This is a genomic window from Burkholderia plantarii (assembly GCF_001411805.1).
Taxonomy (GTDB): domain Bacteria; phylum Pseudomonadota; class Gammaproteobacteria; order Burkholderiales; family Burkholderiaceae; genus Burkholderia; species Burkholderia plantarii.
In genome coordinates, this window is the sequence record NZ_CP007213.1 from 2,541,720 (window position 1) to 2,568,097 (window position 26,378).

Here is a 26,378-nt window from a genome sequence, read left to right on the forward strand (position 1 = left end):
ACCTCATAACCGGAACTGACCGATGAATACAAGCCCCATCAGGACCATTGCCGTCGTCGGGACGGGCTACATGGGCGGCGGCATCGCGCAATGCCTGGCGCTGACCGGCCGCACGGTCTACCTGACCGATGCCGATCCGTTGCGCGCGCAACAGGCTCGCGCGCGGCTGCTGGAGGAAAGCGCCGCGTTCGAACAGGCGGCGCTGTTTCCCGCCGGCAGCACGGCGACGCTGGAGGCCAACCTGGTCGCCGCCGATTCGATCGAGGCGATCGGCCGGCAGGTCGACTACGTGGCCGAGGTGGTGCCGGAGAACCTCGAGCTGAAGCTGTCGGTGTTGAAGCGCATCGAGGCCGCCGTGGGCCCGGACTGCATCATCGCGAGCAACACCTCGGCGATCCCGATCCGCGAGATGGCAAAGGCGCTCGCCCGGCCCGAGCGGCTGTTCGGCGTTCACTGGATGAATCCGGCGCCGTTCGTGCCGGCCGTCGAGATCATTCCCGGCGAAGCGACGCCGGAGGCGATGCTGGCCGCGGCCGAGGCGCTCGTGCGGGAGGCCGGCAAGGTCACCGCGCGCGTCGCCGACGTGGCCGGGTTCGTCGCGAACCGGCTGCAGTTCGCGCTGTTCAAGGAGGCCGTGGCGGTGGTCGAGGAAGGGCTCGCCACGCCCGAGGACGTCGACAAGGTCGTCAGCAATTCGTTCGGCTTCCGGCTCGCGCTGTTCGGGCCGTTCGCGATCGCCGACATGGCGGGGCTCGACGTGTATGCGGCGTCGTATGCGTCGCTCGAAAAACAGTACGGACCGCGCTTTGCCGTGCCGGCGGGACTGAAGGCCCGCGTCGACAGCGGCGATCTCGGGCTCAAGAGCGGCGGCGGCTTTCTCGGCATCGCGCCGGAGGCGGCGAAGCCGCTGGCCGCTTATCGCAATCGGGCCTATCAACGCCTGATGCAGCTGCGCGAGGCGTTGGGGGAGGCGCCGTTCGGGGGGTGAACGCCGCGCGGGGGCGACGCAGGCCAGGCGCCTCGTCCCCCTACGGCGCCGCTCGCGCGTTCCGGCCCGCCGGGCCGGTGCCGCCGACGTCCGCTGCTAATGAATGGATTTCGCGCAGAATTCCAGCTCCGACGACAACTTCGTCGTCGCCTCCACGAACGCCACGGCCATTTCTCCCTGCTCGGCGGGTGTTTTCTCCTGGATCTGGCAGGCTCGAAATCGGCGCATGGCCGGTGGATTGAGATCCGATGCCTTCACCAGATCGAGTTTTTTCCCATCAAACAGGCATTCATCCTTTGTCGGTATTGCGACCACTTCGGCCAATACATCGGAAGCCGCAGTAGCAGCCGAAGCCGCTGTGGAAATTTCGCTATTTAATGTCCCAACTATCTCGTTGAAATCTCTCAGCTTCTCAACATCCGCCCCCGCGCGCAATTTCTCGATAGTCTCGGCGGCTTGCCGCGATGATAATGCCGCCTCTCTTGCCTTCTCGGCCGCCAGCAACTCTCGCCGCCCCTTGCTCGTGACCGATTGCGTAACCGTGGCAGCAAGCTTCTGAGTCGAACTCGCGGCAGTGGCATCGGCTGCCGATGCAGCATTCAAGGCGGACAGGATTTCCTGCCTGGATGGCTTGGCAAGCTGAATCGCAGCCAGCTCGATCTGAAGATTCACACTCACTTTCTGCACATAGTCTCGCACCTGCTGGGGAATGCCCGCGTAGGCGGATCTCGCTTCCGGCGTGAAATGATTCGTCAACGCCGGCCCCAGCACGTCGACCAGCGCCGGATCGATCGGATCGAGCCGATCCTGGGCGCAGCGCATCATCATGGCCGCATTCGCGAAAGCCTTGGACTGGACGCTCGGCTGGTAATGGCTGTCCAGCGTGACGCTGCCGCCCGCGATGACGCCGCCGATATTGCGCACCGCGATGCTGCCGGCCGCCACGCCGCCGGCGGCAAGCAGGGTCCCGTAGAACAACAATTCGCGAAGCACCAGTTTGCCGTCGTCGCGGTGCCGGCTCGCCGAATCGAGCTTCTGGGTCAGACCGATCACGAGATTGCGTGAATCATCCACGGTCAGCGGAACGGCCGCGGATTGGGCGCCGTCCTTGACGAGCGCACGCTGGTCGCTGGCATTGAATACCGGATAAATCCAGGTATCCGATGCGCAACCGGAAGTCAATACGACGACGAACGGCACGAGCCATGCTTTTTTCATTTTCTGGTCTCCACGCTATTCCGGCGTCACACGCCATCGCCTCACTCGACGCACGCAGCATCTGCATGCTGCGTTTTGCCGACGCCCCCATGACGCCACCCATTGTTTTGTAAGTCGAAGAAACCATATCACGGGAAAATTTGCTTTGCGTTTGCCATACTAAAATATTTTATTTGTATAACGAATATGATGTGACATTGAAGTTAATATCTGAGCGCATACTGGGAAAACAGCTACCGCATCGGCCGCGTTTCCAGCCGTGCGGCACCGAAAACGGCCCGTGCCCGGGCGCCACGCCCCCCCCCCACCACCGCCCCGACCAGACATACCGAAGTAAAAACTCCTTGTACTTTTACCCTCGGTATCCAGCCGTCTGCGCCCGACCCCATCAGCGTAAAATCAACCCGGCAGCCGAACCGTCGGCGGAACCCATACCGCCGGCTTCCCGAGCCACACGTTCGACCCGCGCAATCCGCCGGCCATCCCGGCACGCCGTTTCCCTTTCTCTTCGGTCGCTCCCGATCGCGCCGGCCGGTCATGCATGCAGGCAGGCCCCGGTTCACCGGATTGCATCGAACCCACCCAGCGAGGACACTTCACCATGCAGACGAAACCCGTACTGACGATCGCCGAAACGACACGCATCCTCGACGCCGCGCGCGCCGAAGCCGAGAAGCAGGCCTGGACCGTCTCGGTCGCGGTGGTCGACGACGGCGGCCACCTGCTCGGCATGCTGCGGCTCGACGGCGCCGGCCCGATCAGCTCGGAAATCTCGATCGGCAAGGCCCGCACCGCAGCGCTCGGCCGCCGCGAGTCGAAGGCCTACGAGGACATGATCAACGGCGGGCGCACCGCGTTCCTCGGCGCGCCGATCGTCACGCCGCTCGAAGGCGGCGTGCCGGTGATCGTCGACGGCCATGTGGTGGGCGCCGTCGGCGTGTCGGGCATGAAGCCGGCCGAGGACACGCTGATCGCCCGCGCCGGCATCGCCGCGCTCGACCAGACCGCGCGCTGACGCTGCCCGCGGCGCCGGCCGCCCGCGCGCTCCCCCGCGCCGGCCGCCGCATCGCCGCGGTCCGCAGTAGCCAGGCAAGCTGATTCGCCCGGTCCGAAGCACCCGCATCACCCGCCAACTTTCGCAACTCGAGGACCGGCTTCCCCAGGCCGGTCCGCATCAGAAGATGGAGCAGTCGATGAATTCCATGATCCAGCGTCAAGGACTCAACGTAGCCGAGAGCCTTGCGCGCTTCGTCGATACCGAGGCTCTGCCCGGCACCGGTATCGACGGCGACGCGTTCTGGGCCGGTTTCTCCGCGATCGTCCATGACCTCGCGCCGAAGAACCGCCAGCTCGTCGCCGAGCGCGAGCGTCTGCAACACGAACTGAATCGCTGGCACGGCGATCACCCCGGCCCGGTCGGCGACCTGCGCGCCTATCGCCAGTTCCTCGAAAGCATCGGCTACATCGTGCCGCCGCCGTCGAACGTGAAGGCCAGCACCGCGAACGTGGACCGCGAGATCGCCGAGCAGGCCGGCCCGCAACTGGTGGTGCCGCTGTCGAACCCGCGCTACGCGCTGAACGCGGCCAACGCGCGCTGGGGCAGCCTCTACGACGCGCTGTACGGCACCGACGCGATCCCCGACACCGACGGCGCCGAGCGCGGCAAGGCGTACAACCCGAAGCGCGGCGCGCTGGTGGTGGCGTTCGCGCGGCGCGTGCTCGACGAGGCCGCGCCGCTCGCGCAGGGCTCGCACGCCGACGCCACGCGCTACGCGGTCGAGGGCGGCAAGCTGGTGGTCACGCTCGCGAACGGCAGCACGCAGCTGAAGGACCCGGCGCAGTTCATCGGCCACCAGGGCGACGCGGCCGCGCCGTCGGCGGTGCTGCTCAAGCATCACGGCCTGCACCTGGAAATCCAGATCGACGCGAACGACACGATCGGCAGGACCGACGCCGCGCACGTGAAGGACCTGGTGCTCGAGGCGGCCGTCTCCACCATCATCGACTGCGAGGATTCGGTCGCGGCAGTGGACGCCGCCGACAAGGTCGATCTCTACCGCAACTGGCTCGGCCTGATGAACGGCGACCTCTCGGAGACGGTCACCAAGGGCGGCAAGACCTTCACGCGCCGGCTCAACGCCGATCGCGAATACGTCGGCGCCGACGGCGCGCCGGTCAGGCTGCATGGCCGCTCGCTGCTGTTCATCCGCAACGTCGGCCACCTGATGACGAACCCGGCGGTGGTCGATCGCGACGGCCACGAGATTCCCGAGGGCATCCTCGACGGCGTGATGACCACGCTCTGCGCGCTGCGCGACCGCCAGAACCAGCTCAACTCGCGCACCGGCTCGATCTACATCGTCAAGCCGAAGATGCACGGCCCGGCCGAGGTGGCGTTCGCGAGCGAACTGTTCGGACGCGTCGAGGACCTGCTCGCGCTGCCGCGCAACACCATCAAGATGGGCATCATGGACGAGGAGCGCCGCACCAGCGTCAACCTCGCCGCCTGCATCGCCGAGGCCGCGCCGCGCGTGGCGTTCATCAACACCGGCTTCCTCGACCGTACCGGCGACGAGATGCATACCGCGATGGAAGCCGGCCCGATGATGCGCAAGGGCGACATGAAGTCGAGCCGCTGGATCGCCGCCTACGAGCGCAGCAACGTGCTGGTGGGCCTGGCCGCCGGGTTGCGCGGCCGCGCGCAGATCGGCAAGGGCATGTGGGCGATGCCGGACCTGATGCATGCGATGCTCGAACAGAAGATCGCGCATCCGAAGGCCGGCGCGAACACGGCCTGGGTGCCCTCGCCCACCGCCGCGACGCTGCATGCGCTGCACTATCACCAGATCGACGTGCAGGCCGTGCAGCAGGCGCTCGAGGCGACCGACCCGGCCGCCGCGCGCGACGAGCTGCTCGACGGGCTGCTGTCGGTGCCGGTGGTCGAGAAGGCGAACTGGAGCGAGGACGAGATCCGCGCCGAGGTGGAGAACAACGCGCAGGGCATTCTCGGCTACGTGGTGCGCTGGGTCGATCAGGGCGTGGGCTGCTCGAAGGTGCCCGACATCCATGACGTCGGGCTGATGGAGGATCGCGCCACGCTGCGCATCTCGAGCCAGCACATCGCGAACTGGCTGCATCACGGCGTGGTCACGCGCGAACTCGTCGACGAAACACTCAAGCGGATGGCGAAGGTGGTGGACCAGCAGAACGCCGGCGATCCGCACTACCAGCCGATGGCGCCCGACTTCGACAAGTCGCTCGCGTTCCAGGCCGCCAGCGCGTTGATCTACGAAGGCCGCGCGCAACCGAGCGGCTACACCGAGCCGCTGCTGCATCGCTTCCGCCTGCAGAAGAAGGGCTGACGGCGGCTCCGGCCCGCGGAGCACGCTCTCGAGCGTCCCGCGGGTCGGTGTTCCCGACTTCACCCGAAATCGGGCGGCGCCAGCCTGCCTTTCAGCCGCCCGCACCTCCGCTGTCCCACCGTCCCCGCATCGTCACGACCCCGCCGGCGGCAGCGCCGCGCGCCCGGCGCGGCGCGCGCGCCGTCGCTCGGCCGCGAGCCGCACGCGGTCCATGTACAGATACACCACCGGCGTGGTGTAGAGCGTCAGGATCTGCGAGGCGATCAGGCCGCCCACCAGCGTGATGCCGAGCGGCGCGCGCAGCTCGGCGCCGTCGCCGTTGCCGAACACCAGCGGCAGCACGCCGAACAGCGCGGCCAGCGTGGTCATCAGGATCGGCCGGAAGCGTAGCCGGCACGCCTCGTGGATCGCGTCGAACGACGACAGCCCGCGCCGCGCCGCCACGATCGCGTAGTCCACCATCATGATCGCGTTCTTCTTGACGATGCCGATCAGCAGGAAGATGCCGATCAGCCCGATGATGTCGAACTCGGTGTTGAACAGCAGCAGCGCGAGCAGCGCGCCCACCCCGGCCGACGGCAGCGTCGAGAGGATCGTGACGGGATGGACGTAGCTCTCGTAGAGCACGCCGAGCACGATGTAGAGCGCGACCAGCGCGGCGACGATCAGCAGCAGCTGGTCGCGCAGCGCCTTCTCGAACTCCTCGGCGGTGCCGGCGAACGCGCCGCTGATCGAGGCCGGCATGCCGATCTCGGCCATCGTCTCGTAGATCACCTGCCGCGCGTCGGACAGCGCCACGCCGGGCGGCAGGTTGAACGAGATCGTGACGGCCACGAACGGCCCCTGATGGCTGATCGCGATCGGCGTGGTGCCGGGCCCGAACGTGGCGATCGCCGAGAGCGGCACCATGGTCGATTTCGAGGTCGAGACCGCGGTGCCCGACGAGGCGCCGGCCCGGCCGTTGGTGGCGATCGCGTTGAGCGCGGCGTTGCGCGCCGAGTCGCTCGCGATCGCCGCCGCGCTCTGCGTGCCGGCGCCCGAGGTGCCGAGCCGGCCGCTGCCGGCCACGAACGTGCCGGCCGCCGCGTTGGTGCTCTGCGAGCCGCTCGCGAGCCCGCCGCTGGTGCTGATGTACACCTGCTTCAGCATCTCGGGGTCCTGCCAGTATTTCGGCGCGACCTCCATCACCACGTGATACTGGTTCAGCGGGTTGTAGATGGTCGAGACCTGGCGCTGGCCGAACGCGTCGTAGAGCGTGTTGTCGATCTCGGCGGGCTGGATGCCCAGGCGCGCGGCGCTGGCGCGATCGATCGTCACCATCGCCTCCAGGCCACCCTGCTGCTGGTCGGAATTCACGTCGGCGAGCTGGTGCTTGCGCTTCAACGCTTCCACCAGCTTCGGCCCCCACTTGTAGAGTTCGGCGGTCGAATCGCCGAACAGCGAGAACTGGTATTGCGCGTTGCTCTGCCGCGCGCCGCCCCCGCCGCCGAGATCCTGCGCGGCCTGCAGGAAGATCTGCGCGCCCGCCACGTGATCCAGTTGCGGACGCAACGTGGCGATCACCTGGTCGGCCGACTGCCGGCGGTCGCGCTTGTCCTTCAGCGTCACGAACATGAGGCCGGCGCTGGTGGTGCGTCCGCTGCGGAACCCGGCGATGCTGACCACGTTCGGATCGGACTGGATGATGTGCATCATGTCGGCGAACTTGGCCTGCATCGCCTGGAACGAGGTGGACTGGTCGACCTGGATGCCGCCGATCAGCACGCTCGTATCCTGCTGCGGGAAGAAGCCCTTCGGCACCTTGGCGTAGAGCACCACGTTCAGCACGATGGTGGCCGCGAGCGACAGCAGGATCAGGCGCGGATGGCGCAGCGCCCACACCAGCGTCAGGTCGTAGCGGCGCTGCAGCCACGCGAAGCCGCGTTCGAGCCAGCGCGCGAAGCGGCCCTCCTCGCGATGCGTGCCGGCCTCGGGCAGCAAGCGCGCACACATCATCGGCGTGAGCGTGAGCGATACCACCAGCGACACGCCGATCGCGAGCGACAGCGTCATCGCGAACTCGCGGAACAGCCGCCCGATGAGGCCCGTCATCAGCAGGATCGGCAGGAACACGGCGATCAGCGAGAGGCTGATCGACAGCACCGTGAAGCCGACCTCGCGCGCGCCGTCGAGCGCGGCCTGCATGCGCGGCTTGCCGTTCTCGATGTGGCGCGCGATGTTTTCCAGCACCACGATCGCGTCGTCCACCACGAAGCCGGTGGCCACGATCAGCGCCATCAGCGAGAGGTTGTCGATCGAGAAGCCGAGCAGGTACATCGCGCCGAACGTGCCGATGATCGAGATCGGCACGGCCACGCTGGGGATCAGCGTGGCGCGCCAGTTGCGCAGGAACAGGAACACCACCATCACCACCAGGCCCACGGCGATCAGCAGCGTGTGCTCGGTGTCGTGCAGCGAGGCGCGGATCGTGCGCGAGCGGTCGAGCACGGGCGCCACGTCCACGTCGGCCGGCATCGCGGCCTTCAGGCGCGGCAGCGCGGCCTGCACGCGGTCGACCACGTCGATGATGTTGGCGCCGGGCGCGCGGTAGAGGATCACCAGCACGGCGCGCTTGCCGTTGGCGCGGCCGAGGTTGCGCACGTCCTCGACCGAATCGATCACGCTGCCGACGTCGGCCAGGCTCACGGCCGCGCCGTTGCGGTAGGCCACCACCAGGTCGCGGTACTGCGCGGCGGCCGAGGCCTGGTCGTTGGTGTAGAGCTGGAAGCGGTGCGGGCCGAACTCGATGGCGCCCTTCGGGCTGTTGGCGTTGGCCGAGGCCAGCGCGGCGCGCACGTCCTCGAGGCCGATGCCGTAGTGGAACAGCGCGGGCGGCTCCAGCTCGACGCGCACCGCCGGATTCGCGGAGCCGAACACGTCCACCTCGCCGATGCCCTGGATCTGCGAGAGCGACTGCTGCAGCACGGTGGAGGCCGCATCGTAGACGCGCGACGGCGCGGCCGTGTCGGACGTGACCGACAGCACCATGATCGGCGAATCGGCGAGATTGACCTTCTGGTAGGTGGGGTTGCTCTTGAGGCTGGCCGGCAGGTCGGCGCGCGCGCCGTTGATGGCGGCCTGCACGTCGCGCGCGGCGCCGTTCAGGTCGCGGTCGAGCACGAACTGCAGGCTGATCAGCGCGTTGCCGAGCGAACTCGTCGAGGTCATCTGCGAGACGCCCGCGATCGAGCCGAGGTGCCGTTCGAGCGGGCTCGTCACGCTGGTGGCCATGGTCTCGGGGCTGGCGCCGGGCAGCGCCGCGAACACCGAGATGGTCGGGAAGTCGACCTGCGGCAGCGGCGAGACCGGCAGCTTCGCGAACGCGAACAGCCCCGATAGCGCGATGCCGAGCGCGAGCAGCGTGGTCGCCACCGGCCGATGGATGAACAGGCGAGACAGATTCATACGGGGACGGCGTCTCCGGCTGCTGGGTTGGGCAAGCGTCCGGCGGCGTCGCGTGCATGGCGAACGACGGCGCGCGCGCGGCGCCGGAGGCGCTGCCCGGGCGCCTGCCGCCTGCCCTGCTGTCGCGCATCGGTTGCCGGCCGGATCTTCGAAGGCCCGATGATACCGGGATTCGCCGCGCCGCCCGCGCCAACGCTGTCAAGAACCGCCAACACAAGTCTTCCACGAATCTTGAGCAGATGATGGCGGCAGACAGGACGAGCAAGGCGATATGAATTTCGAGGCGACGCTCGAAGTGAATCCGCAGCTTTCCAGATCCAGAGAACCAGGAGTGCGTGCGCTCGAACACCCAACGATGCCGCCCGAGCCGCTCACTGCTTTCGACACCACGGCGGGCAATACTGGAGCGGCCCGCCGCTAGCATCGCGGTGAATGGTGCGTCAGCCTCGACGATGGAGGCCGCGATGGTCACGGCGCCACCGTCGGGCATCGTATGCTTGCGAACGCATCCCCTTCGAGCACGCTGCCACCGTGCGGTCAGCGGAAAACACTCACCGCCTTGACCAACCGGGTTACCTGCTGTTTTAAGCTGTCCGACGCCGCCGCACTTTGCTCTACTAGCGCGGCGTTTTGTTGTGTGATGTGGTCGAGATCGCTGACGGACTGGCCGACTTGCGTGATCCCGCTACTCTGTTCGATGGTAGCCGAGCTAATCTCGACAATCAGGTCCGAGACGCGTTTCACCTGATCGACAATTTCGTCCATCGTCTTGCCAGCGTCATCGACGAGCTTCGAGCCCGATTCGACCTTCGCGACACTGGCGACGATCAACTCCTTGATCTCCTTGGCCGCGCTGGCGCTACGCTGTGCGAGTGCGCGAACCTCGGCAGCGACGACTGCAAACCCACGTCCCTGCTCCCCGGCACGCGCAGCCTCAACCGCTGCATTGAGCGCCAGTATGTTGGTCTGGAACGCAATGCCGTCGATCACGCCGATGATGTCGGCGATCCTCTTCGAGCTGTCGGTGATGTCGTTCATCGTGGTCACCACCTCTGACACTGCCTGGCCTCCCTTTGCCGCCGCATCGCTTGCAGAACCCGAGAGCTGATTGGCTTGGGTCGCCGTTTCCGCGTTGCTTTTCACGGTAGCGGTCATCTGCGTCATTGATGCAGCCGTTTGCTGAACGCTTGTCGCGGCCTGCTCGGTGCGCGCGCTAAGATCATGGTTACCCTGTGCGATCTCGCTGCTCGCGGTTTGTATATTGCGCACCTGACCGCTGACGTCGTCGATCAGCCAGCGAAACATCAGGCCAAGCTGGCTGATCGTACGCAGCGTCATGCCGATCTCATCGACGCGATTCATGTGCACGGCCTTCTGGCTATCACCCGAGGCCACGCGCAACGCCTGGTCTCGCATCTGTTCGAGCGGTCGCGAAATCTGCGCTTCCAGCCACCATGAGGCCAGCAACAAGCCAATCGAAGTCCCCCCGGCAAAGCCGCCAAGCGCGCTTCCCGCCAGACCGAGTGCCCCGGCACCAATGACAAGTATCGGCGCCAGCACCAGCAGCGCCGAACGAATCCGCCAGCGCACGGGCATGGTCTGCACGATCGATGTCCAGCCCATCAGACCGCTGCGAACTATCACCCCCCTGTGAAAGACGCGGCGAACGTTGCCTTCACGGAGATCCTTGTAAAGGGCCTCAGCGGCGGCAATTTCCTCGCGCGATGCTTTGGTCCGCACGGACATATAGCCCACCGCCTGACCGTTTCTGACAACGGGTGTCGCGTTCGCGCGAACCCAATAGTGATCGCCATTCTTGCGCCGGTTCTTCACCAACGCGGTCCAAGGTTCGCCGCCTTTGAGCGTGGCCCACATGTCGGCGAACGCCTCTTCAGGCATATCAGGGTGCCGTACCAGGTTGTGTGGCTGGCCGTGGATTTCCTCAGGGCTGAAGCCACTGACTTCGACGAAGGCTGCGTTTGCATAGGTGATATTGCTCCGGGTGTCCGTGGTCGACATTAACGTCGCGTTGTCGGGAAACTCGAACTCACGTTGTGTCACAGGCTGGTTGTTTCGCATGGCTGCAGATCCGCTTGTAGGTTTTAAGCTAGGCCCGCACGGCAAGATCATTAATCAGACAAGCCCGCGCGGTTTGTTCGCCGTTCGTGGCTCGACCCCGTCTCTGAGTAAGAGCGGCCGGTCGCCGTGCCGCGCTTCCCGAAAGCCGAATGGCTACCCGGCGTCGCCGGCCGCGTCGAGCGGCGCCGGCTCATTGCCAGGCGGCGCCTCTGCCATCGGCGGCCCCGATCCGGAAAAAGGCCACCGCGTCACGCAGCGCGGTGGCCTGTTCGGCCATGGCCTGTGCGGCGGCCGAGGCTTGTTCCACCAGCGCCGCGTTTTGCTGGGTCACCGCGTCCATCTGGCTGACCGCCGTGTTGACCTGCTCGATGCCCGTGCCCTGCTCGTCGGACGCCGAGGCGATCTCGCCCATGATGTCGGTCACCTGACGGACCGACTTGACGATCTCGGACATGGTGGCGCCCGCCCGATTGACCTGCTCGCCGCCGGTTGCCACGCGATCGACCGAGCTTTCGATGAGGTCCTTGATTTCCTTGGCGGCGCTGGCGCTGCGCTGAGCGAGCGTGCGCACCTCGCCCGCCACGACGGCGAACCCTCGTCCCTGTTCGCCCGCGCGCGCCGCTTCCACCGCGGCGTTGAGCGCGAGGATATTGGTCTGGAACGCGATGCCCTCGATCACCGTGATGATTTGCGACACCTTGCCGGAGCTTTCCGAGATCGACTTCATCGATTCGACGACCTGCTCCACGACCGTGCCACCACGCGCCGCCACGTCGCACGCATTGGTGGCGAGCATGTTGGCCTGCTTCGCGCTGTCGGTGTTCTGCCGGACGGTCGACGTCAACTGCTCCATGCTCGCGGCGGTTTCCTGCAGCGACGCGGCTTGCTCCTCGGTTCGTTGGGACAGGTCCAGATTGCCTTGGGCGATTTCCCCCGCGGCCGACTTGATCGATTCGGCGGACGATTGGATGCCCGCGACGATGCCCCTGAGCTGCTGCCGCATGGCCTCCAGTGACGCCATCAGGCTGCTTCGATCCTTGTCGCGAACCGGTGCCGACACCGAGAGATCGCCCTGCGCGATGCGGCTGGCCACGCTCGCGGCGGCGGCGGGCTCGCCGCCCAGCGACCGGAAGATGCCGCGCGTAATGACGATGCCCAACACGATCGCAAGGGTGATCGTGACCAGGCCGGCGGCCGTCAAGGTGAACATGGTGGAGGCGGTCATCGTGGCAACCTGGCCGGCGCGCTGATCGAGCAGAGCCTGCTCGGCGCTGGCGATATCGGCAGACACCGTGCGGATGCGGGCCATGAGTTGTTTAGCCTTGCCCTGCTTGAAGTAGTCGGCCGGAGCGTTCTGCGCCTGAGCCCCTGCATCGACCTCGCGCCTGAGCGCGATGAGCTTTTCGTCGATGCCCCCCACTTCCTTGCGCAGCTGCGCCAACTCGCCTAGACGTTGCTGCTGAGCGGTGTTGTCGGACGTGAGAGAGCGTGTGGCCTCGTACGACCTGGTGAACTGCCCTTGGCCGCTCGCATAGCGATCGAGAAAGGCTTCGTCTCCAGAAATCACATATCCGCGCACGGCACTTCCCATGTTGACAATACCGGTCAACATCTCGTCGTTCGCGCGAAGCACACGATAGCTATGGATATTCCATTCATTGGCATCATTCAAGCGCAGGAAATTGATGATGGAGATCCCGCTGCCGATCAGCGATATCAGTATGATGATTCCAAATGCGCCAGCGAGCTTTTGACCTACGGTGAGGTTCTTCATGATCTTCCCCGAATGTAGTGGCTGCTGCGCATTGTTACGGCAACATTTTCGATTCCTGAAGCAATACGGACGAAGCGAGGCAGGAAAAATATTAATTTTTAGGCAAGCCGATCGGGTTTTCGGCGTATTACCCTATGCCTCTCGTCATTTTTTATATTCCTCGCTTCCGCACAACCGACTCACCTATCGATATTTTTGAAATAATTTTCCAAAAAAATCTCGATCCCGGGCAATCCGTTTCAAATCCGGATTCCGAACCCGGGCGTTACTGAAAACCGGGGGGGCGTCGGGAAATTAAAACCGGTTTCGAGGCGACCAAAGGCGAATGCGGGCTTGATCAACATGAGGTGCGTCGATGGCATGGCTGGTATCGCCACATCACGCTATCCTTGCTGGCCCATGCCGTGCTCGTGGCCCTGAGGGTCCATGGCAAAAAAACACCTGAAGGTTCGGTACCGCTCAGCGTGCAAGAGATACGCAGGCTGCTGTGCCGACCATTATCGACGGCGCGGCTGCATACCTCCCGATTCGTCAAATCTACGGCTGTAGTACCAAGGCGGACGCTCCCACCAAAGCGGCAGTGCGACAGCACTGCTGATTTGGTAGGGGATGTCAATTTCGTATTGACGACTTCAATCGGGTGGCCGATTAGACTTGAATTTTATAAAAACCTCGAGAAGGATAAATGCCAACGCGAACACCGCCGTGATCGACGCAATAGATGCCACGGCGCCTTCCGAAGAATGCCGGCCGAGAAGACGAAAAGTGGAATAGCATGCAATTATCACAAAATAAGCGAATACCAGGGAAATACGCCGGCTCTTGGGCGCGCCTTCCTTCTCGTTGGAGTGATTATGTATACTCATCTTTGCCTCGTATAATAGGGTTGCATGGTCCGGCATTCGCAATTCGATTGGATGTCCTGGACTGCTCGCTTGCCTCTTGAGCATCGGGTCGGAATAATTGCTAGCTCCGCTTTCATTCGCTGCGCGTCGTCGCAATGCCGACTTCAGCGAATTGAAAGAAACCAAAACGGAACGCCGGCCCTTCGCATTAGGAACATGCGTCGATGCATACCGACGCGACTCCAGCGGAAGCGCCACATGCACCGATGATCAAAGCAGTGCATGGGATCGCCAGCGAGCCGACGGTCACGGTGCTTCCTACCACGCAGGACGTGCCGACAGCAGCACATACCGCCCCGCCGAGAGCAGCGCATGTCGCATGACATGCCACCACACCACCACTCGTACCGCCATTGCCACCGGAAGAATCATCGCACGGCCCTGATTGACACTGCGCGCCGCAGTAGTCCCCGCCCAGCCCGCAGTAGCCGTACTGACTGCAACACAAATTATTATCGCAGACTGCGCCTCCGCCCTGGTCCCCGCACTGTTGCGAGAACGCAGGGGTCGCCCAGAAGGTAAGCATGATCGATAACATCGCGATAAAGCGAAAAAAAATTGCCTTGAACATTTCAAATACTCCTTTTAATTAATCAAGATTTGGCTTGGAATAATTTCAGTGCTCGAGGGTATTTTCACTTAAACCTTTGAAGCGCGGCATCGTTCATTTCCTGAGGCGCCATCGACAGCATGTATGGCAAAAGTGACATCCTGGGCATCCCCTGTTTCGCCCGGATACGTTTCGTGCTGTCGAAGAAAACGACTGCAGGCGTTCCCTGAAACCCCATGGCAGAGAAAAGCTTTCGATTTTCATCGAGCTCGGATTGAGTGGCTGGTGAAATTACTTCCTCCGGCTCTATCCCTCCCGACTCGTTTTTTTCAGAAAAATTACTCTCCATAGCGTAAAGAGCCTGGGATTTTTCTTTTGAATCAAGAAGTGCCGCCGCCTTCCCTGCGGAGTCATTCTTCAGGAATCCAATCGGAATCCATTGAACTTGCAAGCCGGCCTTCTCATATGGCTGAAGCGCTTTCCATAGCAAATGACAAAAGATACAGTTTGGATCCAGAAACACATATATTTTTGATTTTGCCGAGCCTCCGTCCGCACCCTCGAATACCGAAGGCGCGCGCTCCAGCGCGTCCTTGAATTTATCAAGATCCAACTTTGTTCCATATTTTTCAATATATTTTTCGTTAAGGCTAATCCCACTCCTGTCCAGCAGGGTGCCGATCAGCAGTACATCTTGATTGCCTTTCGGGGAAAATGCCAGGACGTTATTTCCGGGTCGATTTGATAAAACAAAACCAGTTAATCCCCCCTCTGCATCAAACTCTCTTACAACCTTCATCCCATTAACTTCCGCATGAGACGCAACAATTGGAGGAGCCGGCGCAATTTTGGCGTCTCTTTCGGAAGCGGCTTGGTTTGTAGTGTCGGCGGCGCTGACGCTTGCCAGGTTGTAAAATGTAAAAATCAAGGCGGCGATCCATCTTAAAAATGATGATGCGCCCATGAGGTAAGCCGGCCCCGTCTGGAATTTCATTTTGAAATCCTTTTCTTTCGATAATTGTTTGTATTTTCGGGTAGAAGATGCATCGCGTACCCAGTTTGATCATATGCCACGCTCCGACTTAAATCACGCCATTTCGGAGGCGCTCCATGAAAATGTTCTATTTTTTCGAAACCAAGGCCTGGACTGAAAATCCAGTTCTGATTTTATGAGGAATTTGAAATCCTATGCTTAATTAAATCCGACATTTCGTAAGGTGTGCGCGCGTGATTTTCAGTCGTGGACTTGCCGCTGCATGACCGGACACTTGGTCACGCTGAGGTTGGAGGATTTGCGTGCTGGAGAAACTCGCGTGGCGAGCAATATTTCAAGGCCCGGTACCGCAAAAGATCGCCACCCGCCAATCGCGCAGTTACCCGGCGGCCATGGCCGATATTCCCGAACTCGCCCACGTCAAGCACGTGTTCGTGAAGGCCGCTGCCCGCGTGAACAACCGCGCCGAGAACAGTCATCAGCCGAGCCGCGAACGCGAGCGACGCATGCGGGGATTTCGCGACCCGACACGCACTCAGGCTTTCCTCGAGCGCTTCGGGCTGATCCGTCGGCACTTCGCCCTGAAGCGGCATCGGCTGCGTGCTTCGCTTTATCGCAAACACCTTGCCGTACGCTTCTCGACGTGGCGTGAATTGACCGAGGTCACCCAGAATCCGTCTGCCGCATGAAACATGCGGGTCAAGCTTGCGCCCGTTGTGAACATACTCCGCTAACGTGACAGCGCCGTCTGGGCAGGTATCGATGGGTGGTCGAACGTACGCACGCCTGGCTCCATCACTTCCGCCCCCTCCGTATTCGTTTCGAGCGCCGTGCCGATATTCGCGGCGCGTTCCTCAAACTCGGCTGCTGCTCGATCTGCTGGAACACCTTGCAGCGAACTCACCGGTCTTTATGAAACCGTTTCTTACATAGCACTCCAGCAAGCGAGAGTAGAAGCATGACTTAACGGTACGTAAATCGATGCCATGCTGGACTTACTTCCTCGCTGAATTCCCCAGCCACGACATATTTGCTACTGTGGCAACTCGACTCCGCCGCCGAGTGCTGCAAACAACGCGACCTCACTTACCAGCGCGTCATAATTCGCAAGCGACAATGACAATTCCGCACTTCGGACGGCCTCGTTGGCGTCGAGAAGCGCCTGCAATGGCCCGGTTCCAATCTTATATTGAATTGCATAGGCGCGTTCTTCTTCATGGGCATATGCTGCCGCTTGCTGAAGTTTGACTACCTGCTGCTTATAGTTGTCAACCGACGATAGCGCATTTTCGACGTCAACCAACGCTTGGTAAAATATTTTCTTGAACTCCACCACATGTTGTTCATACGTTATCTTGACAGATTTAGTCTGCGATTTCACTCTCCACGCATTCAGAAATGGAAAGGCCATAGACGCGGCGATAGAACCAACGGGGTTTTCTAACAAGTTGCGAAGCGTGACGCTGGATGTCCCACCTGCGGCAGTCAAACCAAAGGTCGGATAAAAGCTAGTTCGCACTATGTCGATCTGTCGCATGGCCTCAATAAGCCGAAGTTCTGCAGCCTTTACGTCGGGCCTACGCGCCAAAATGTCCGCGGGCACACCCGCCGGGATAGCTGGCGGCAGGTCACGCAAAGCCCCGGCGCTAACAGCGTAGCGCGTCCCCACAGAATCTCCGATCATTATTGAAAGCGAGTTTTCGACTTGGGTACGCTGATCAACAAGAGAGAGTCGATATTGTTCCGCGCTATTGAGTGCCTGCTTCGCCATGGCCAAATCGATTGCCGTGGCAACGCCAATGTCATGGCGAGTTTGAACCAATTGCACCGTTTTCTCTTCGTACTGGATGGCTTCTTGATTCCGATCGATCTGGTCTTCGAGGAGCGCAAGCTGCCAGTAATAGTCAGCCACCTGCGAAGTCACAGACATAGCGACCGCCGATCTGTCTTGCTCGCTCGCCCGGGCCTCCCATTCGGCAGCATCAACCTGATCGGCAATATTTCCCCAAAGATCGAGTTGCCACGAAGCTGACAGTGACGTTGCAGCCAATTTGGTCGTCCCCGTAGGCACCTTGAAACCATGTGAAGCAGAGAGGCTGATTCCTGACGAAATCAATGGATAACCCTGCTCTCTTGCTATCACGACCTGCAGGCGTGCTTGACGCAAATTCAAAACAGCAGTGGCCAGATCCCAGTTCGTCGTGATTGCCTTCTCGATAAGGCGATCCAGCACGGGATCATGGAAAGTGGTCCACCAGGAGGATGGATAAATACAACCCACATCAGACGTCGGGCCATGCCAGTTGGGCAAAATTGATAATTCCGGGCGTTCGTAGGCTGATCGCTGGATGGAATCGCATCCAACCAGAGACAAGGCCAAGCCAGCCAATAAAAAAATACCAATGAAATTTCCATTGCCCGATATACCTGTTTTCATGAAAGCCATAGCCGATATGTTTTATTGTGCTCAGTCGACGGGCTGGCAGTCCCGCATTCGCAACAGGTGTATCTTCGCGCCTACAGATTAGGCGATCGTACAAAGGCCAGATATCTGGCGCAAGCAATGAATTGATATTTCAAATAAAACCTGAACCGAGGAATGAATTTCCTCGCAATGAGCAAGAACCATGTTTTCCGGAAATTTTCCACTAATTCCAAGCAAAAATACACCAATGTTTGACGATTGCCGCGAAATCAATTAGCTTCACGTTGTGCAAGAACGAAGCAACCAGCACCTGGCTCATCAATCTGCCGGCGGTTGACGGATTTATTACAAAACCCAAACGTCTCAAGTGTTCATTAATCACGACCGTCGCTTCGCGATCGCATTCTTGATCGCAATAACTTCAGCCCTAATCGGCTATGCCTACTTTTCACATCCGGCTCCAAGCTCTTTACCACGCTACGACACCATTCGGGTGGCACGAGGCCCGATCTCCGATGTAGTGCTCGCAACTGGCACCTTGGATTCGTCAACGGTGGTGAACGTTGGTGCACAAGTGTCGGGAGAAATCAAGAGCATGTATGTATCACTCGGCGATCACGTCACGAAAGGACAGATGATCGCCGAAATCGATAGCGCCACGCAGGTCAATGCACTGAATACCGCACGAGCCACACTCTCGTCCATAGATGGGCAGATCGAATCGGCAAGCGCGACGGTGGAACAGGATCGCATCGCATTCGATCGAATGCGTAGATTGGCTGAAAGCGACGCTGGCTCGCAGCAGGACATGGACAATGCCCGACTTGTTTACAGGGCGGCGTTGGGGAATCTCCATTCTCTTCAAGCACAACATACCGCGGCCAGGATCGCGGTGAGCACCGCCCAGGTAGCGTTGGCTTACACCAAAATCCAAGCACCTGGCGATGGCGTGGTTGTCGCCGTGCTCGCGGTTCAAGGACAAACGGTCAACGCGAATCAGATAACGCCAAATATTGTCATGCTGGCGGACCCCGAAAAACTCATCATACGGACATCGGTGTCTGAAATTGATATCGGTAAGGTCAAGCTTCAGCAGAAAGCCTCTATCTCTCTGTTGGGTGGTAGCCGCGAATACCACGGCACAGTTCGTTCAATTTCCCCCGCCCCCCACGACTTCGATAGTCCCAATACCATCAAGTCGGAGAAGCCGCAAAGTGCAATCATGTTCGACGTGGTCATCGATGTTGATGATCCAGACAAGCAGTTGAGGCTCGGCACAACGGCCAAGGTGCGCATGATCGTGGCATCCGCGTCGCATGCAATCCTACTGCCATCAGAACTGGTCAACGTACTCCCGGGAGGACGCAAAGGCTTCGTACAGGTTTTGGAGAACGGCAAACCGTTACTCCGGCAGGTAACGATCGGGATAGATAACGGTGCAGTAGTCCAAATTCTTGATGGCCTCCAGCCGGGTGCGCTTGTCGTCACGAAGATCCATCCCGCTGCAGGATCCTCTACTACGAAAATCAGTCAAAATGATGCCTAACCTGCGCGGCTCGGCAAATCCAATACTCAAGCTCGAACATATATCGCGGGAATATGTAAAGGACGGCAAGGCGCTGCGCGCGCTCGACGACGTATCGCTACATGTCACGGCCGGTGAGATGGTTGCGATCATCGGGAGTTCTGGTTCTGGCAAGAGTACGCTGTTGAATATCATCGGATGCCTCGATCGGCCGACGACCGGATCATATGCTATAGAGGGCCTTGAAATCTCCGATTTCGGCCACGACGATATCGCCGTCATTCGGCGCCGTTACTTTGGTTTCATTTTCCAGAGATATCATCTGCTCGCAGACCTAACCGCGTACGAGAACATCGAGCTGCCGGCCATTTACGCCGGCGAATCGGACATTGTGCGCCGAGATCGCGTCGCCGCACTGGCCGACCGCTTCGGGATCGGTCACCGGCTCTCGCATCGTCCAGCCGAACTCTCTGGCGGGCAGCAGCAGCGCGTCAGCATTGCGCGATCTCTCATGAATGGGGGCCGGGTCATACTGGCCGACGAGCCAACCGGGGCACTGGATCGGAAGAATGGCGACCGGCTCATGCAAGCGCTTTCGGAACTGAACGCCGCTGGACACACCATCATTTTCGCGACTCACGATCCCGCCGTGGCGCGCCATGCAACGCGCGTTATAACGATCGAAGACGGGAAATTGGTATCGGACGTTCTCCATGCGCCTCGTGCCCAACACACGGAAAATGATGCCCTGGCGTTCAAGCCCGGAGTTTCATCCAGCAGCGCATCGGGCCGAGACAACGCGTTCGCATCCGTCGCCCTACAGCGATCGCGTGTCGCCATATTGCCCATCGTGCGCTTCGCTCTGACATCGGTCGTCCGCCGCAGAATGAATCTGTTCCTTTCGATACTGGGCATTTCGATCGGCATTGCGGCAGTGGTATGTGCTAATGCAATCGGCGAGGCGTCACGTCAACGAATCATGCGCTCGCTTCAGAACGTTACCCCGAACACGATCGAGCTCTACCCCGAGCGCTTCCTCAATCCTGCTGCGCAACAACTGGTGCGTCCGATTACGATGGCGGATCTCGCCGCCGTCACCGCCCAAGATGGTGTGGAGGGCGCCACGCCGGTGTTGACCAGTGCGCAATTGCTTCGATCCGACTTGGGGACGGTCAACGGAACGCTGGACGGTGTGGATAGCACCTACGCCGCCGTGAATCGGCTCTCCATGCTGGAGGGCCGTTTTTTCAGCACGGTGGCACTTCAACGTGCCGTACCGGAAGCCGTTCTCGATACTGCGGCCCGTACCATGCTGTTTGGGCGCAAGCAGGCGGTCGGTCATAGCGTGCTTGCAGGAGCGACGCAATTTCTGGTCGTCGGCGTAGCCAAGCAAGGGCCGGGAGTGGCCGCGAATTCGTCGCCGACTATGTGGATAGCCGACACTGCCTATCTGGAACGCGTCAATCCTACCGCCGATTTGGACAGCATCGCTGTGCGTCCCGCCTCGGGCGCTAGCGTATCGGGGTTGGTGGCCTCACTCACCACGATGTTGATCCGGCGTCATCAGGCTTTAGATTTCCGGATTTTTGATACGGATACGATTCGCGCGACGATCCTATCCACCGACGACAAACTCAAAGGATTGATAGTCGCGATGTCGGCAATCACGCTCGTGATTGCGGGAGTCGGCGTGATGAACATGATGTTGACTTCCGTATCCGAACGAACGAGTGAAATCGGCGTGCGAGTGGCGATCGGGGCGCGCCGCCTGGAAATTCAGTTGCAGTTTCTATTTGAGGCCATTTTCGTCTGTCTTTGCGGAGGCATCGTTGGACTGGCACTCGCGTATGGCGCCAACCGCCTTACCGCCAGTGTCCCTCAACTGAGCATGATCTTTTCCATGAACTCGGTTGTGATCGCCTTTATCGTATCTAGCGCGGCGGGTATTGTCTTCGGCTCGTATCCCGCATTCAAGGCGGCTCGTCTAGACCCGGTTAAAGCCCTGGTCGATGAGTAAGCGACCCTTTTCATCAGGCATTGCATCTTACTTGCATCCCGGGTGAATTGAGTCGGTGACGTGGGCGCTGTCACGTTGGCGGGTATGGTCGCGTAAGATGAGCCAATGAAACCAAAATCGCTCTCACGGCCATCGATTCCCCGCAGCGATCATCAGCCAGGCGGTTCGCTGGTATTTCCGTTTCCAACTGAGCCTACGCGACATTGATGAGCTGCTGTTCGAGCGCGGCGTGATCGTCAGCTACGAGACGATCCGCCGATGGTGCGAAAAATTCGGTGCGACCTTTGCCCGGCGGGTCAAGGCCGCGCGACGAAAGCCGGGCCGCACCTGGCATCTGGACGAAATGTTCGTGAATCTGCGTGGCGAGCCCTGGCTGCCGTGGCGTGCGGTCGACGAACACGGTGCCGAGCGGGATCGTTATCGACCGGTTACGCAGCTACCCGGCGGCCATGGCCGATATTCCCGAACTCGCCAACGTCAAGCATGTGTTCGTGAAGGCCGCTGCCCGCGTGAACAACCGCGCCGAGAACAGCCGTCAGCCGACCCGCGAACGCGAGCGACGCATGCGGGGATTCGCGACCCGGCGTGCACTCAGGCTTTCCTCGAGCGCTTCGGGCTGATCCGCCAGCACTTCGCCCTGAAGCGGCATCTGCTGCGTGCTTGGCTTTATCGCAAACACCTTGCCGTACGCTTCTCGACGTGGCATGACTTGACCGGGGCCACCCGCAATCCGTCTGCCGCATGAAACCGGCAGATCGCGCTGGCGCTCCTTGTGAACATACTCCGCTAATGTGATAGCGCCCGGCGAATACCGGGCGGTGCCGGAACGGTTCCCTCGCATGAGGTTCGACATGTGGAGTTCGACGACCGGACAGGTCAGGATCGCAAGCGCATCGCGAATGCGGTAGCTGTAATGCGGCCACGCGCCAACGTTGATCAGCACGGCATCCTTGCCCGCTTCGCAAGCATGATGGATGCGCTCGTACATCGCCGCCTCGCTGTTCGTGCGGAACGATTCGACCCGCACGCCCCGTTGTTCGCCCTGCGCCTGCACCCTGGCGTCGATATCGGCGAGCGTCACCGTTCCGTACCGCGCGGGGTCGCGCTTGCCGAGCATGTTGTGATTGATGCCCTGAAGCATCAGCACATTTTCGCCGGGTTCTCCTTTGCTCCGCTAGTCGAGCGGCACCGCGAGACGGTCGATAACGGCGGCCGTTTGCGGACGCACGCCACGCCACCATGCAAACGCTTCGGCGGCCTGCTCGACGAGCATGCCGACGCCGTCGGCGATGCCATGCACGCCTGCATTGCGCGCGAGCCGCAGGAACGGCGTGAGCCGCTTGCCGTACGCCAGTTCGTAGGCGGTGCCACCAGGCATGAATACGCTCGGCGGGACGGGTGGCAGTTCGCCAGCCAGGCTTGCCGAGGTCGCGTTGACCACGAGATCGAAGCGGCCCATCGCCGCCAGATCTCCATAACGGCAAGCACGCAGTGCGGCGTCACGCGAACCGACCTGGGCCACCAATGCCTCGCCTTTGGACACGTCGCGGTTGGCGATGACCAGTTCGGCGGGACCGGCAGCGAGAAACGGCAGCAGCGCGCCACGCGCCGCGCCGCCTGCACCGAGCATCAATACGCGTCTGCCAGCGAGCGGGACGCCGAGATTGACCTCGATGTCGAGCAACAGGCCTATGCCATCGAAATTCTCGGCAATGATCCGGCCGTTCTCGAACTTGAGCGCATTGGCCGCGCCCGCCAGCGCCGCGCGTTCGCCGCGCTCATCGGCGAGCGCGAAGGCCTTCAGCTTGAACGGCGCGGTGACGTTCAAGCCCTTGCCGCCTTCGTCGGCGAACTGGCGCACCACCCTTGCGAATCCGTCATCGGGGTCTAGCGGACCTTCGATCGCGACGTACGACATCGCCTGTTGTGTCGCTTCGGCGAACAGGCCGTGAATCAACGGAGATTTCGTGTGTCCGATCGGATTGCCGATCACCGCATACTGGTCAGTCATGGTGTCTCACTTCGAATAGAGAACGCCTTCACTTTGCATCGCGTCGATTTCGGCGGCGGAGAAGCCGAGCGATTGCGCGACCTCCGCGTTGTGCTGCCCGAGATCGGGCGCGACGTCGCGGATGGTCGTGTCGCAATGAGAAAAGCGGAATGGCAGGTTGGGCAAACGCAGCTTTCCATAACGCGGATGCTGCTGCTCGACCACCATGCCGCGCGCCTGGATCTGCGGATCGTCGAGCACTTCGTCGATGCGCTGCACCTTCGCGCAAGGCACATCGATGCCATCCAGTAGTTCCAGCACTTGTGCGACGGGCCGTGCGGCGACCCACGGCTGCACGACGGAGAGAATCGCCTGCCGATGCGTGTTGCGGCCACCGCTGTCGTGAAAGCGTGAATCGCTGCCGAATCCGGCTGGTCCGCCATGTGTTTCGATCAGCGCGGCGAGACGTTTCCATGCGTCGTCCACTTGCGCCGCGATCACGAGGTCGCCGTCCGCGGCCCGAAACACGCCGTAAAGCGTCGAGGTAGGCATGTCGTGGCCGGTTTGCTCCGGCAGCACGCCTCGCAGCGTGTAGCACTGCACCGCGTACTCGTGCATCGAAACGAGCGTGTCGTACAGCGCCATGTCGATGTGCTGGCCGCGGCCGCTCTTCACGCGTCCAAGCAGCGCCGCGTTGATCGCCGCCACCGCGTGAATGCCGGTGTACATGTCGCCGAGCGAAATGCGCAGCAGCGGCGGCGGTTCGCCCGGCGTGCCCACCATCTGCATGATGCCGCTCCTTGCCTCCGCGATCAGGCCAAAGCCCGCACGATGCGCGTCCGGCCCCGTGTGGCCATACGCCGATATCGAGCAGTAGACGAGACCCGGATTGCGCCCGGAAAGCGCCTCATAGCCCAACCCCAGTTTATCCAGCGCGCCCGGGCGGTAGTTTTCGACGAACACATCGGCGGAGTCGCACAGGCGGTGCATGAACTCCTTGCCGCGCGCGTCCTTCATGTTGACGCTGACGCCGCGCTTGCCCATGTTCAGTTGCAGGAAATAGCCGCTTTGCTGGTCGTCGAGCACGGTGGCGTGCTGGCGTCCCGCGTCGCCGCTTCCCGGGCGTTCGACCTTGATGACTTCAGCGCCGAGCGCCGCGAGGCAGCGGCCCACGTAGGGACCGGCGAGGAAGTGGCTGTAGTCGACAACGCGTATGCCTTCGAGGGGACGAGCCTGCATCAGAACGCTCCCGGCCGGCGCGGCACCATCAGACGATGCTCGCCGCGTTGCACTACCTTGCCATCCTGATTGATCAATTCCGACGGAAGCACGACGATGCCCCAGCCCGGACGGCTGTTACTGGGTCGCATGGCACCGATGCGAAACTTCACGTGCAGCACATCGTCGACCTTGATAGGTTGCAGAAAATCCCACGTCCAGCCGAGCGACATGCCGGGAACAAAACGGTAGTCGCTCCGGGTCTTGAGGCCGTCCGCAATCGAGAGCCCGAACAGCCCATGCGCGACGAGGCAGCCGAAGTGGCTCGCGTTGGCATACGCTTCGTCCACATGCACGGGCGTGTGGTCGCCCGTGAGGTCGGCGTACGCGAGAATGCGCTCCTTCGTCACGGTGTAGCTCGGGCTCACGCACTCGTCGCCTTCGCGGGCGTCGTCCCAGTACTTGTCGATGATCGTCATGCTCACGCCTCCACGCGTGGGTTGATGCTCAGCGCCTGCGCGACACACGACGCGGGCCTCGCCTGAATCAGTTCGACGGCAAGGCCGTCGGGCAGACGCAGCCAGTTGCGCCCTTGCGGCATTTCGCTTGCGCCATGGGCCTTGGCCGCGGCCAATGCCGCTTCCAGGTCTTCACACATGACGCCAAGATGCGCGAGGCGCCCTTCGGGACCTTCGTATTGCGGCGCATGGATGAACTGCAGGCCGCCGAGCGTCCAGTACTGGCGCGGCGCGTCGATGGTGCCGTCGACTTCGCGCATGCTCATGCCCAGCACGTCTTCGAAGAAGCGGATATGCCACCGGATGTCCTTCACCCAGATGGCGACATGCTCCAGATAAGCCTTCGAGCCGCTCATGCCGTCGCCTCCTTGCGCTGCTGGTCGGCCATTGCGCGCTCGATGCCCTTGATGCACGCCACCAGCGTCGCGTTGACGGGCGTCGGCACGCCGAGCCGTTGTCCCCAGCGCACCACCGAGCCGTTGATGAAATCGATCTCCGTGACCGAGCCTTTTTCGAGGCTCTGCAGCATCGACGTCTTGAACGCGGGAGAGAGGCCAGCGGCTGCGAGTGTCCAGGCTTGCTCGGGGTCCGTCATCGACAGCGCGATGCCGGCCGCCCGCGCAGCCGCCATGGCTTCGCCGATGGCCGCGAGCGCCGTCGCCTTCAACAACGGCTCGTCATAAAGCTGACCGTAGGTGAGCCGCGTGATGCCCGTGATCGCGCCCGTGGCGACGTTGACGAGCAGCTTGTCCCACATCGTGCCCATGATGTTGCCGCTGACCGTGGTCATCAGCCCGGCGGCGGTGAACGCGTCGGCAATCGCCTGCACGCGAGGCGTGATCTGGCCATCGACTTCGCCGATATAGGTCACCTTGCCGGTGACGCCCGACTGGATATGCCCCGGACCGCGCAGCACGCCTCCGACATACGTCTTGCCTGCCAGCACGCGCTCGCGGCCCACGATATCGGCGAGCACGTCTTCGTGTCCGAGTCCGTTTTGCAGCGAAAGCACGAGCGTTTCGGGTCCGATCAGCGCGAGTGCGCCGCGCATCGCCGCGTCGGTGTGGAATGACTTGACCAGCACGACGACCACGTCGGCCACGCCGACTTCGCTCGCGTGGGTCGCCGCGCGCACCGCGATGCGCCGCGTGCCGTCATCGTCGTCGACCCGCAGACCGTCGCGACGCATCATGTCGACACGGACGGGCGAACGGTCCAGCAGCCAGGTTTCGTGGCCGCCCTCCGTGAAAGTGGCACCGATCGCGCAGCCTAGTGCGCCGGCGCCGAGAATCGCAATCTTCACTGGGCATCTCCTTGACGTTCAGGCACACGATAGGAGTTGCCGCCCATATCGGCAATGCAATGACTACA

General features: G+C 61.9%; 17 protein-coding genes and 6 pseudogenes. 10 read left to right on the top strand and 13 right to left on the bottom strand.

What is annotated here, in order from left to right; all coding sequences use genetic code 11:
• The first annotated feature begins 22 nt into the window (after positions 1–22).
• Positions 23–988, top strand: a complete 966-nt coding sequence (locus tag bpln_RS27555; protein ID WP_055140586.1) for a 3-hydroxyacyl-CoA dehydrogenase family protein — start codon at positions 23–25, stop codon at positions 986–988.
• Between the two features lie 96 nt (positions 989–1,084).
• On the opposite strand, the gene bpln_RS27560 is transcribed toward bpln_RS27555, so the two are convergent.
• Entirely contained in the window at positions 1,085–2,206 is a 1,122-nt protein-coding gene (locus tag bpln_RS27560) for a hypothetical protein (RefSeq protein WP_148654200.1), read from the bottom strand.
• Positions 2,207–2,807: 601 nt separating this feature from the next.
• Between bpln_RS27560 and bpln_RS27565 the strand changes: the two genes are divergently transcribed.
• Positions 2,808–3,221, top strand: a complete 414-nt coding sequence (locus bpln_RS27565; RefSeq protein ID WP_042628348.1) for a GlcG/HbpS family heme-binding protein — start codon at positions 2,808–2,810, stop codon at positions 3,219–3,221.
• Between the two features lie 178 nt (positions 3,222–3,399).
• Positions 3,400–5,568, top strand: coding sequence for a malate synthase G (locus tag bpln_RS27570; RefSeq protein ID WP_042629520.1), 2,169 nt, complete (start codon positions 3,400–3,402; stop codon positions 5,566–5,568).
• A 132-nt stretch (positions 5,569–5,700) separates the two neighbouring features.
• Here bpln_RS27570 and bpln_RS27575 read toward each other — a convergent pair whose 3' ends face one another.
• Complete coding sequence (locus bpln_RS27575; protein WP_042628349.1) at positions 5,701–9,012, bottom strand: efflux RND transporter permease subunit; 3,312 nt, start codon at positions 9,010–9,012, stop codon at positions 5,701–5,703.
• 56 nt (positions 9,013–9,068) lie between these two features.
• Between bpln_RS27575 and bpln_RS36240 the strand changes: the two genes are divergently transcribed.
• Entirely contained in the window at positions 9,069–9,287 is a 219-nt protein-coding gene (locus bpln_RS36240) for a hypothetical protein (protein WP_148654201.1), read from the top strand.
• Here bpln_RS36240 and bpln_RS37495 read toward each other — a convergent pair.
• The 3 genes and pseudogenes from bpln_RS37495 to bpln_RS27585 all read right to left on the bottom strand — a co-directional run.
• A pseudogene (locus tag bpln_RS37495) lies at positions 9,224–9,412 on the bottom strand (IS5/IS1182 family transposase); the annotation flags it as partial. The gene bpln_RS36240 and the pseudogene bpln_RS37495 overlap by 64 nt on opposite strands.
• Positions 9,413–9,549: 137 nt before the next feature.
• Positions 9,550–11,091 carry a methyl-accepting chemotaxis protein gene (locus bpln_RS27580; protein WP_055140588.1) on the bottom strand — a complete coding sequence of 514 codons (1,542 nt, stop codon included), beginning with the start codon at positions 11,089–11,091 and terminating at the stop codon, positions 9,550–9,552.
• A gap of 190 nt (positions 11,092–11,281) precedes the next feature.
• Positions 11,282–12,865, bottom strand: a complete 1,584-nt coding sequence (locus tag bpln_RS27585) for a methyl-accepting chemotaxis protein (RefSeq protein ID WP_055140589.1) — start codon at positions 12,863–12,865, stop codon at positions 11,282–11,284.
• A 278-nt stretch (positions 12,866–13,143) separates the two neighbouring features.
• Between bpln_RS27585 and bpln_RS38495 the strand changes: the two are divergent.
• Positions 13,144–13,463: pseudogene (locus bpln_RS38495) on the top strand (hypothetical protein); the annotation flags it as partial.
• A 942-nt stretch (positions 13,464–14,405) separates the two neighbouring features.
• Here bpln_RS38495 and dsbG read toward each other — a convergent pair.
• Positions 14,406–15,314: a thiol:disulfide interchange protein DsbG gene (gene dsbG / locus bpln_RS34610; RefSeq protein ID WP_082465460.1), complete on the bottom strand. Its 909-nt coding sequence runs from the start codon at positions 15,312–15,314 to the stop codon at positions 14,406–14,408.
• Between the two features lie 341 nt (positions 15,315–15,655).
• On the opposite strand from dsbG, the pseudogene bpln_RS27590 reads away from it, so the two are divergent.
• Positions 15,656–16,003, top strand: a pseudogene (locus bpln_RS27590) (DDE-type integrase/transposase/recombinase); the annotation flags it as partial.
• Between the two features lie 59 nt (positions 16,004–16,062).
• A pseudogene (locus bpln_RS36255) lies at positions 16,063–16,230 on the top strand (IS5/IS1182 family transposase); the annotation flags it as partial.
• Between the two features lie 117 nt (positions 16,231–16,347).
• Here the strand turns inward: bpln_RS36255 and bpln_RS34615 are convergent.
• On the bottom strand, positions 16,348–17,751 hold the full coding sequence (locus bpln_RS34615; RefSeq protein WP_158512079.1) for an efflux transporter outer membrane subunit: 1,404 nt from the start codon (positions 17,749–17,751) through the stop codon (positions 16,348–16,350).
• 355 nt (positions 17,752–18,106) lie between these two features.
• Here bpln_RS34615 and bpln_RS34620 point away from each other — a divergent pair, with 355 nt between their 5' ends.
• From bpln_RS34620 to bpln_RS34625, 3 genes and pseudogenes are all read left to right on the top strand, one after another.
• A complete protein-coding gene (locus tag bpln_RS34620) occupies positions 18,107–19,285 on the top strand; it encodes an efflux RND transporter periplasmic adaptor subunit (protein WP_158512080.1) in 1,179 nt (392 codons plus the stop codon).
• Positions 19,275–21,281: an ATP-binding cassette domain-containing protein gene (locus tag bpln_RS27600; protein ID WP_158512081.1), complete on the top strand. Its 2,007-nt coding sequence runs from the start codon at positions 19,275–19,277 to the stop codon at positions 21,279–21,281. Before bpln_RS34620 ends, bpln_RS27600 begins: the two co-directional genes overlap by 11 nt.
• A 105-nt stretch (positions 21,282–21,386) precedes the next feature.
• Positions 21,387–22,026: pseudogene (locus tag bpln_RS34625) on the top strand (IS6 family transposase).
• Between the two features lie 58 nt (positions 22,027–22,084).
• Here the strand turns inward: bpln_RS34625 and bpln_RS27605 are convergent.
• The 6 genes and pseudogenes from bpln_RS27605 to bpln_RS27630 all read right to left on the bottom strand — a co-directional run.
• A pseudogene (locus bpln_RS27605) lies at positions 22,085–22,422 on the bottom strand (type II 3-dehydroquinate dehydratase); the annotation flags it as partial.
• 33 nt (positions 22,423–22,455) lie between these two features.
• Positions 22,456–23,292, bottom strand: a complete 837-nt coding sequence (gene aroE / locus bpln_RS27610) for a shikimate dehydrogenase (protein WP_055140593.1) — start codon at positions 23,290–23,292, stop codon at positions 22,456–22,458.
• Between the two features lie 6 nt (positions 23,293–23,298).
• On the bottom strand, positions 23,299–24,510 hold the full coding sequence (locus bpln_RS27615) for a CaiB/BaiF CoA transferase family protein (protein WP_055140594.1): 1,212 nt from the start codon (positions 24,508–24,510) through the stop codon (positions 23,299–23,301).
• The gene (locus bpln_RS27620; protein ID WP_055140595.1) at positions 24,510–24,968 is read right to left on the bottom strand and encodes a MaoC family dehydratase; all 459 of its coding nucleotides are present in this window, start codon (positions 24,966–24,968) and stop codon (positions 24,510–24,512) included. Before bpln_RS27620 ends, bpln_RS27615 begins: the two co-directional genes overlap by 1 nt.
• A gap of 2 nt (positions 24,969–24,970) precedes the next feature.
• Entirely contained in the window at positions 24,971–25,363 is a 393-nt protein-coding gene (locus bpln_RS27625; protein ID WP_055140596.1) for a VOC family protein, read from the bottom strand.
• Complete coding sequence (locus bpln_RS27630; protein WP_055140597.1) at positions 25,360–26,310, bottom strand: ketopantoate reductase family protein; 951 nt, start codon at positions 26,308–26,310, stop codon at positions 25,360–25,362. The genes bpln_RS27625 and bpln_RS27630 overlap by 4 nt, the downstream gene beginning before the upstream one ends.
• Between the last annotated feature and the right edge of the window lie 68 nt (positions 26,311–26,378).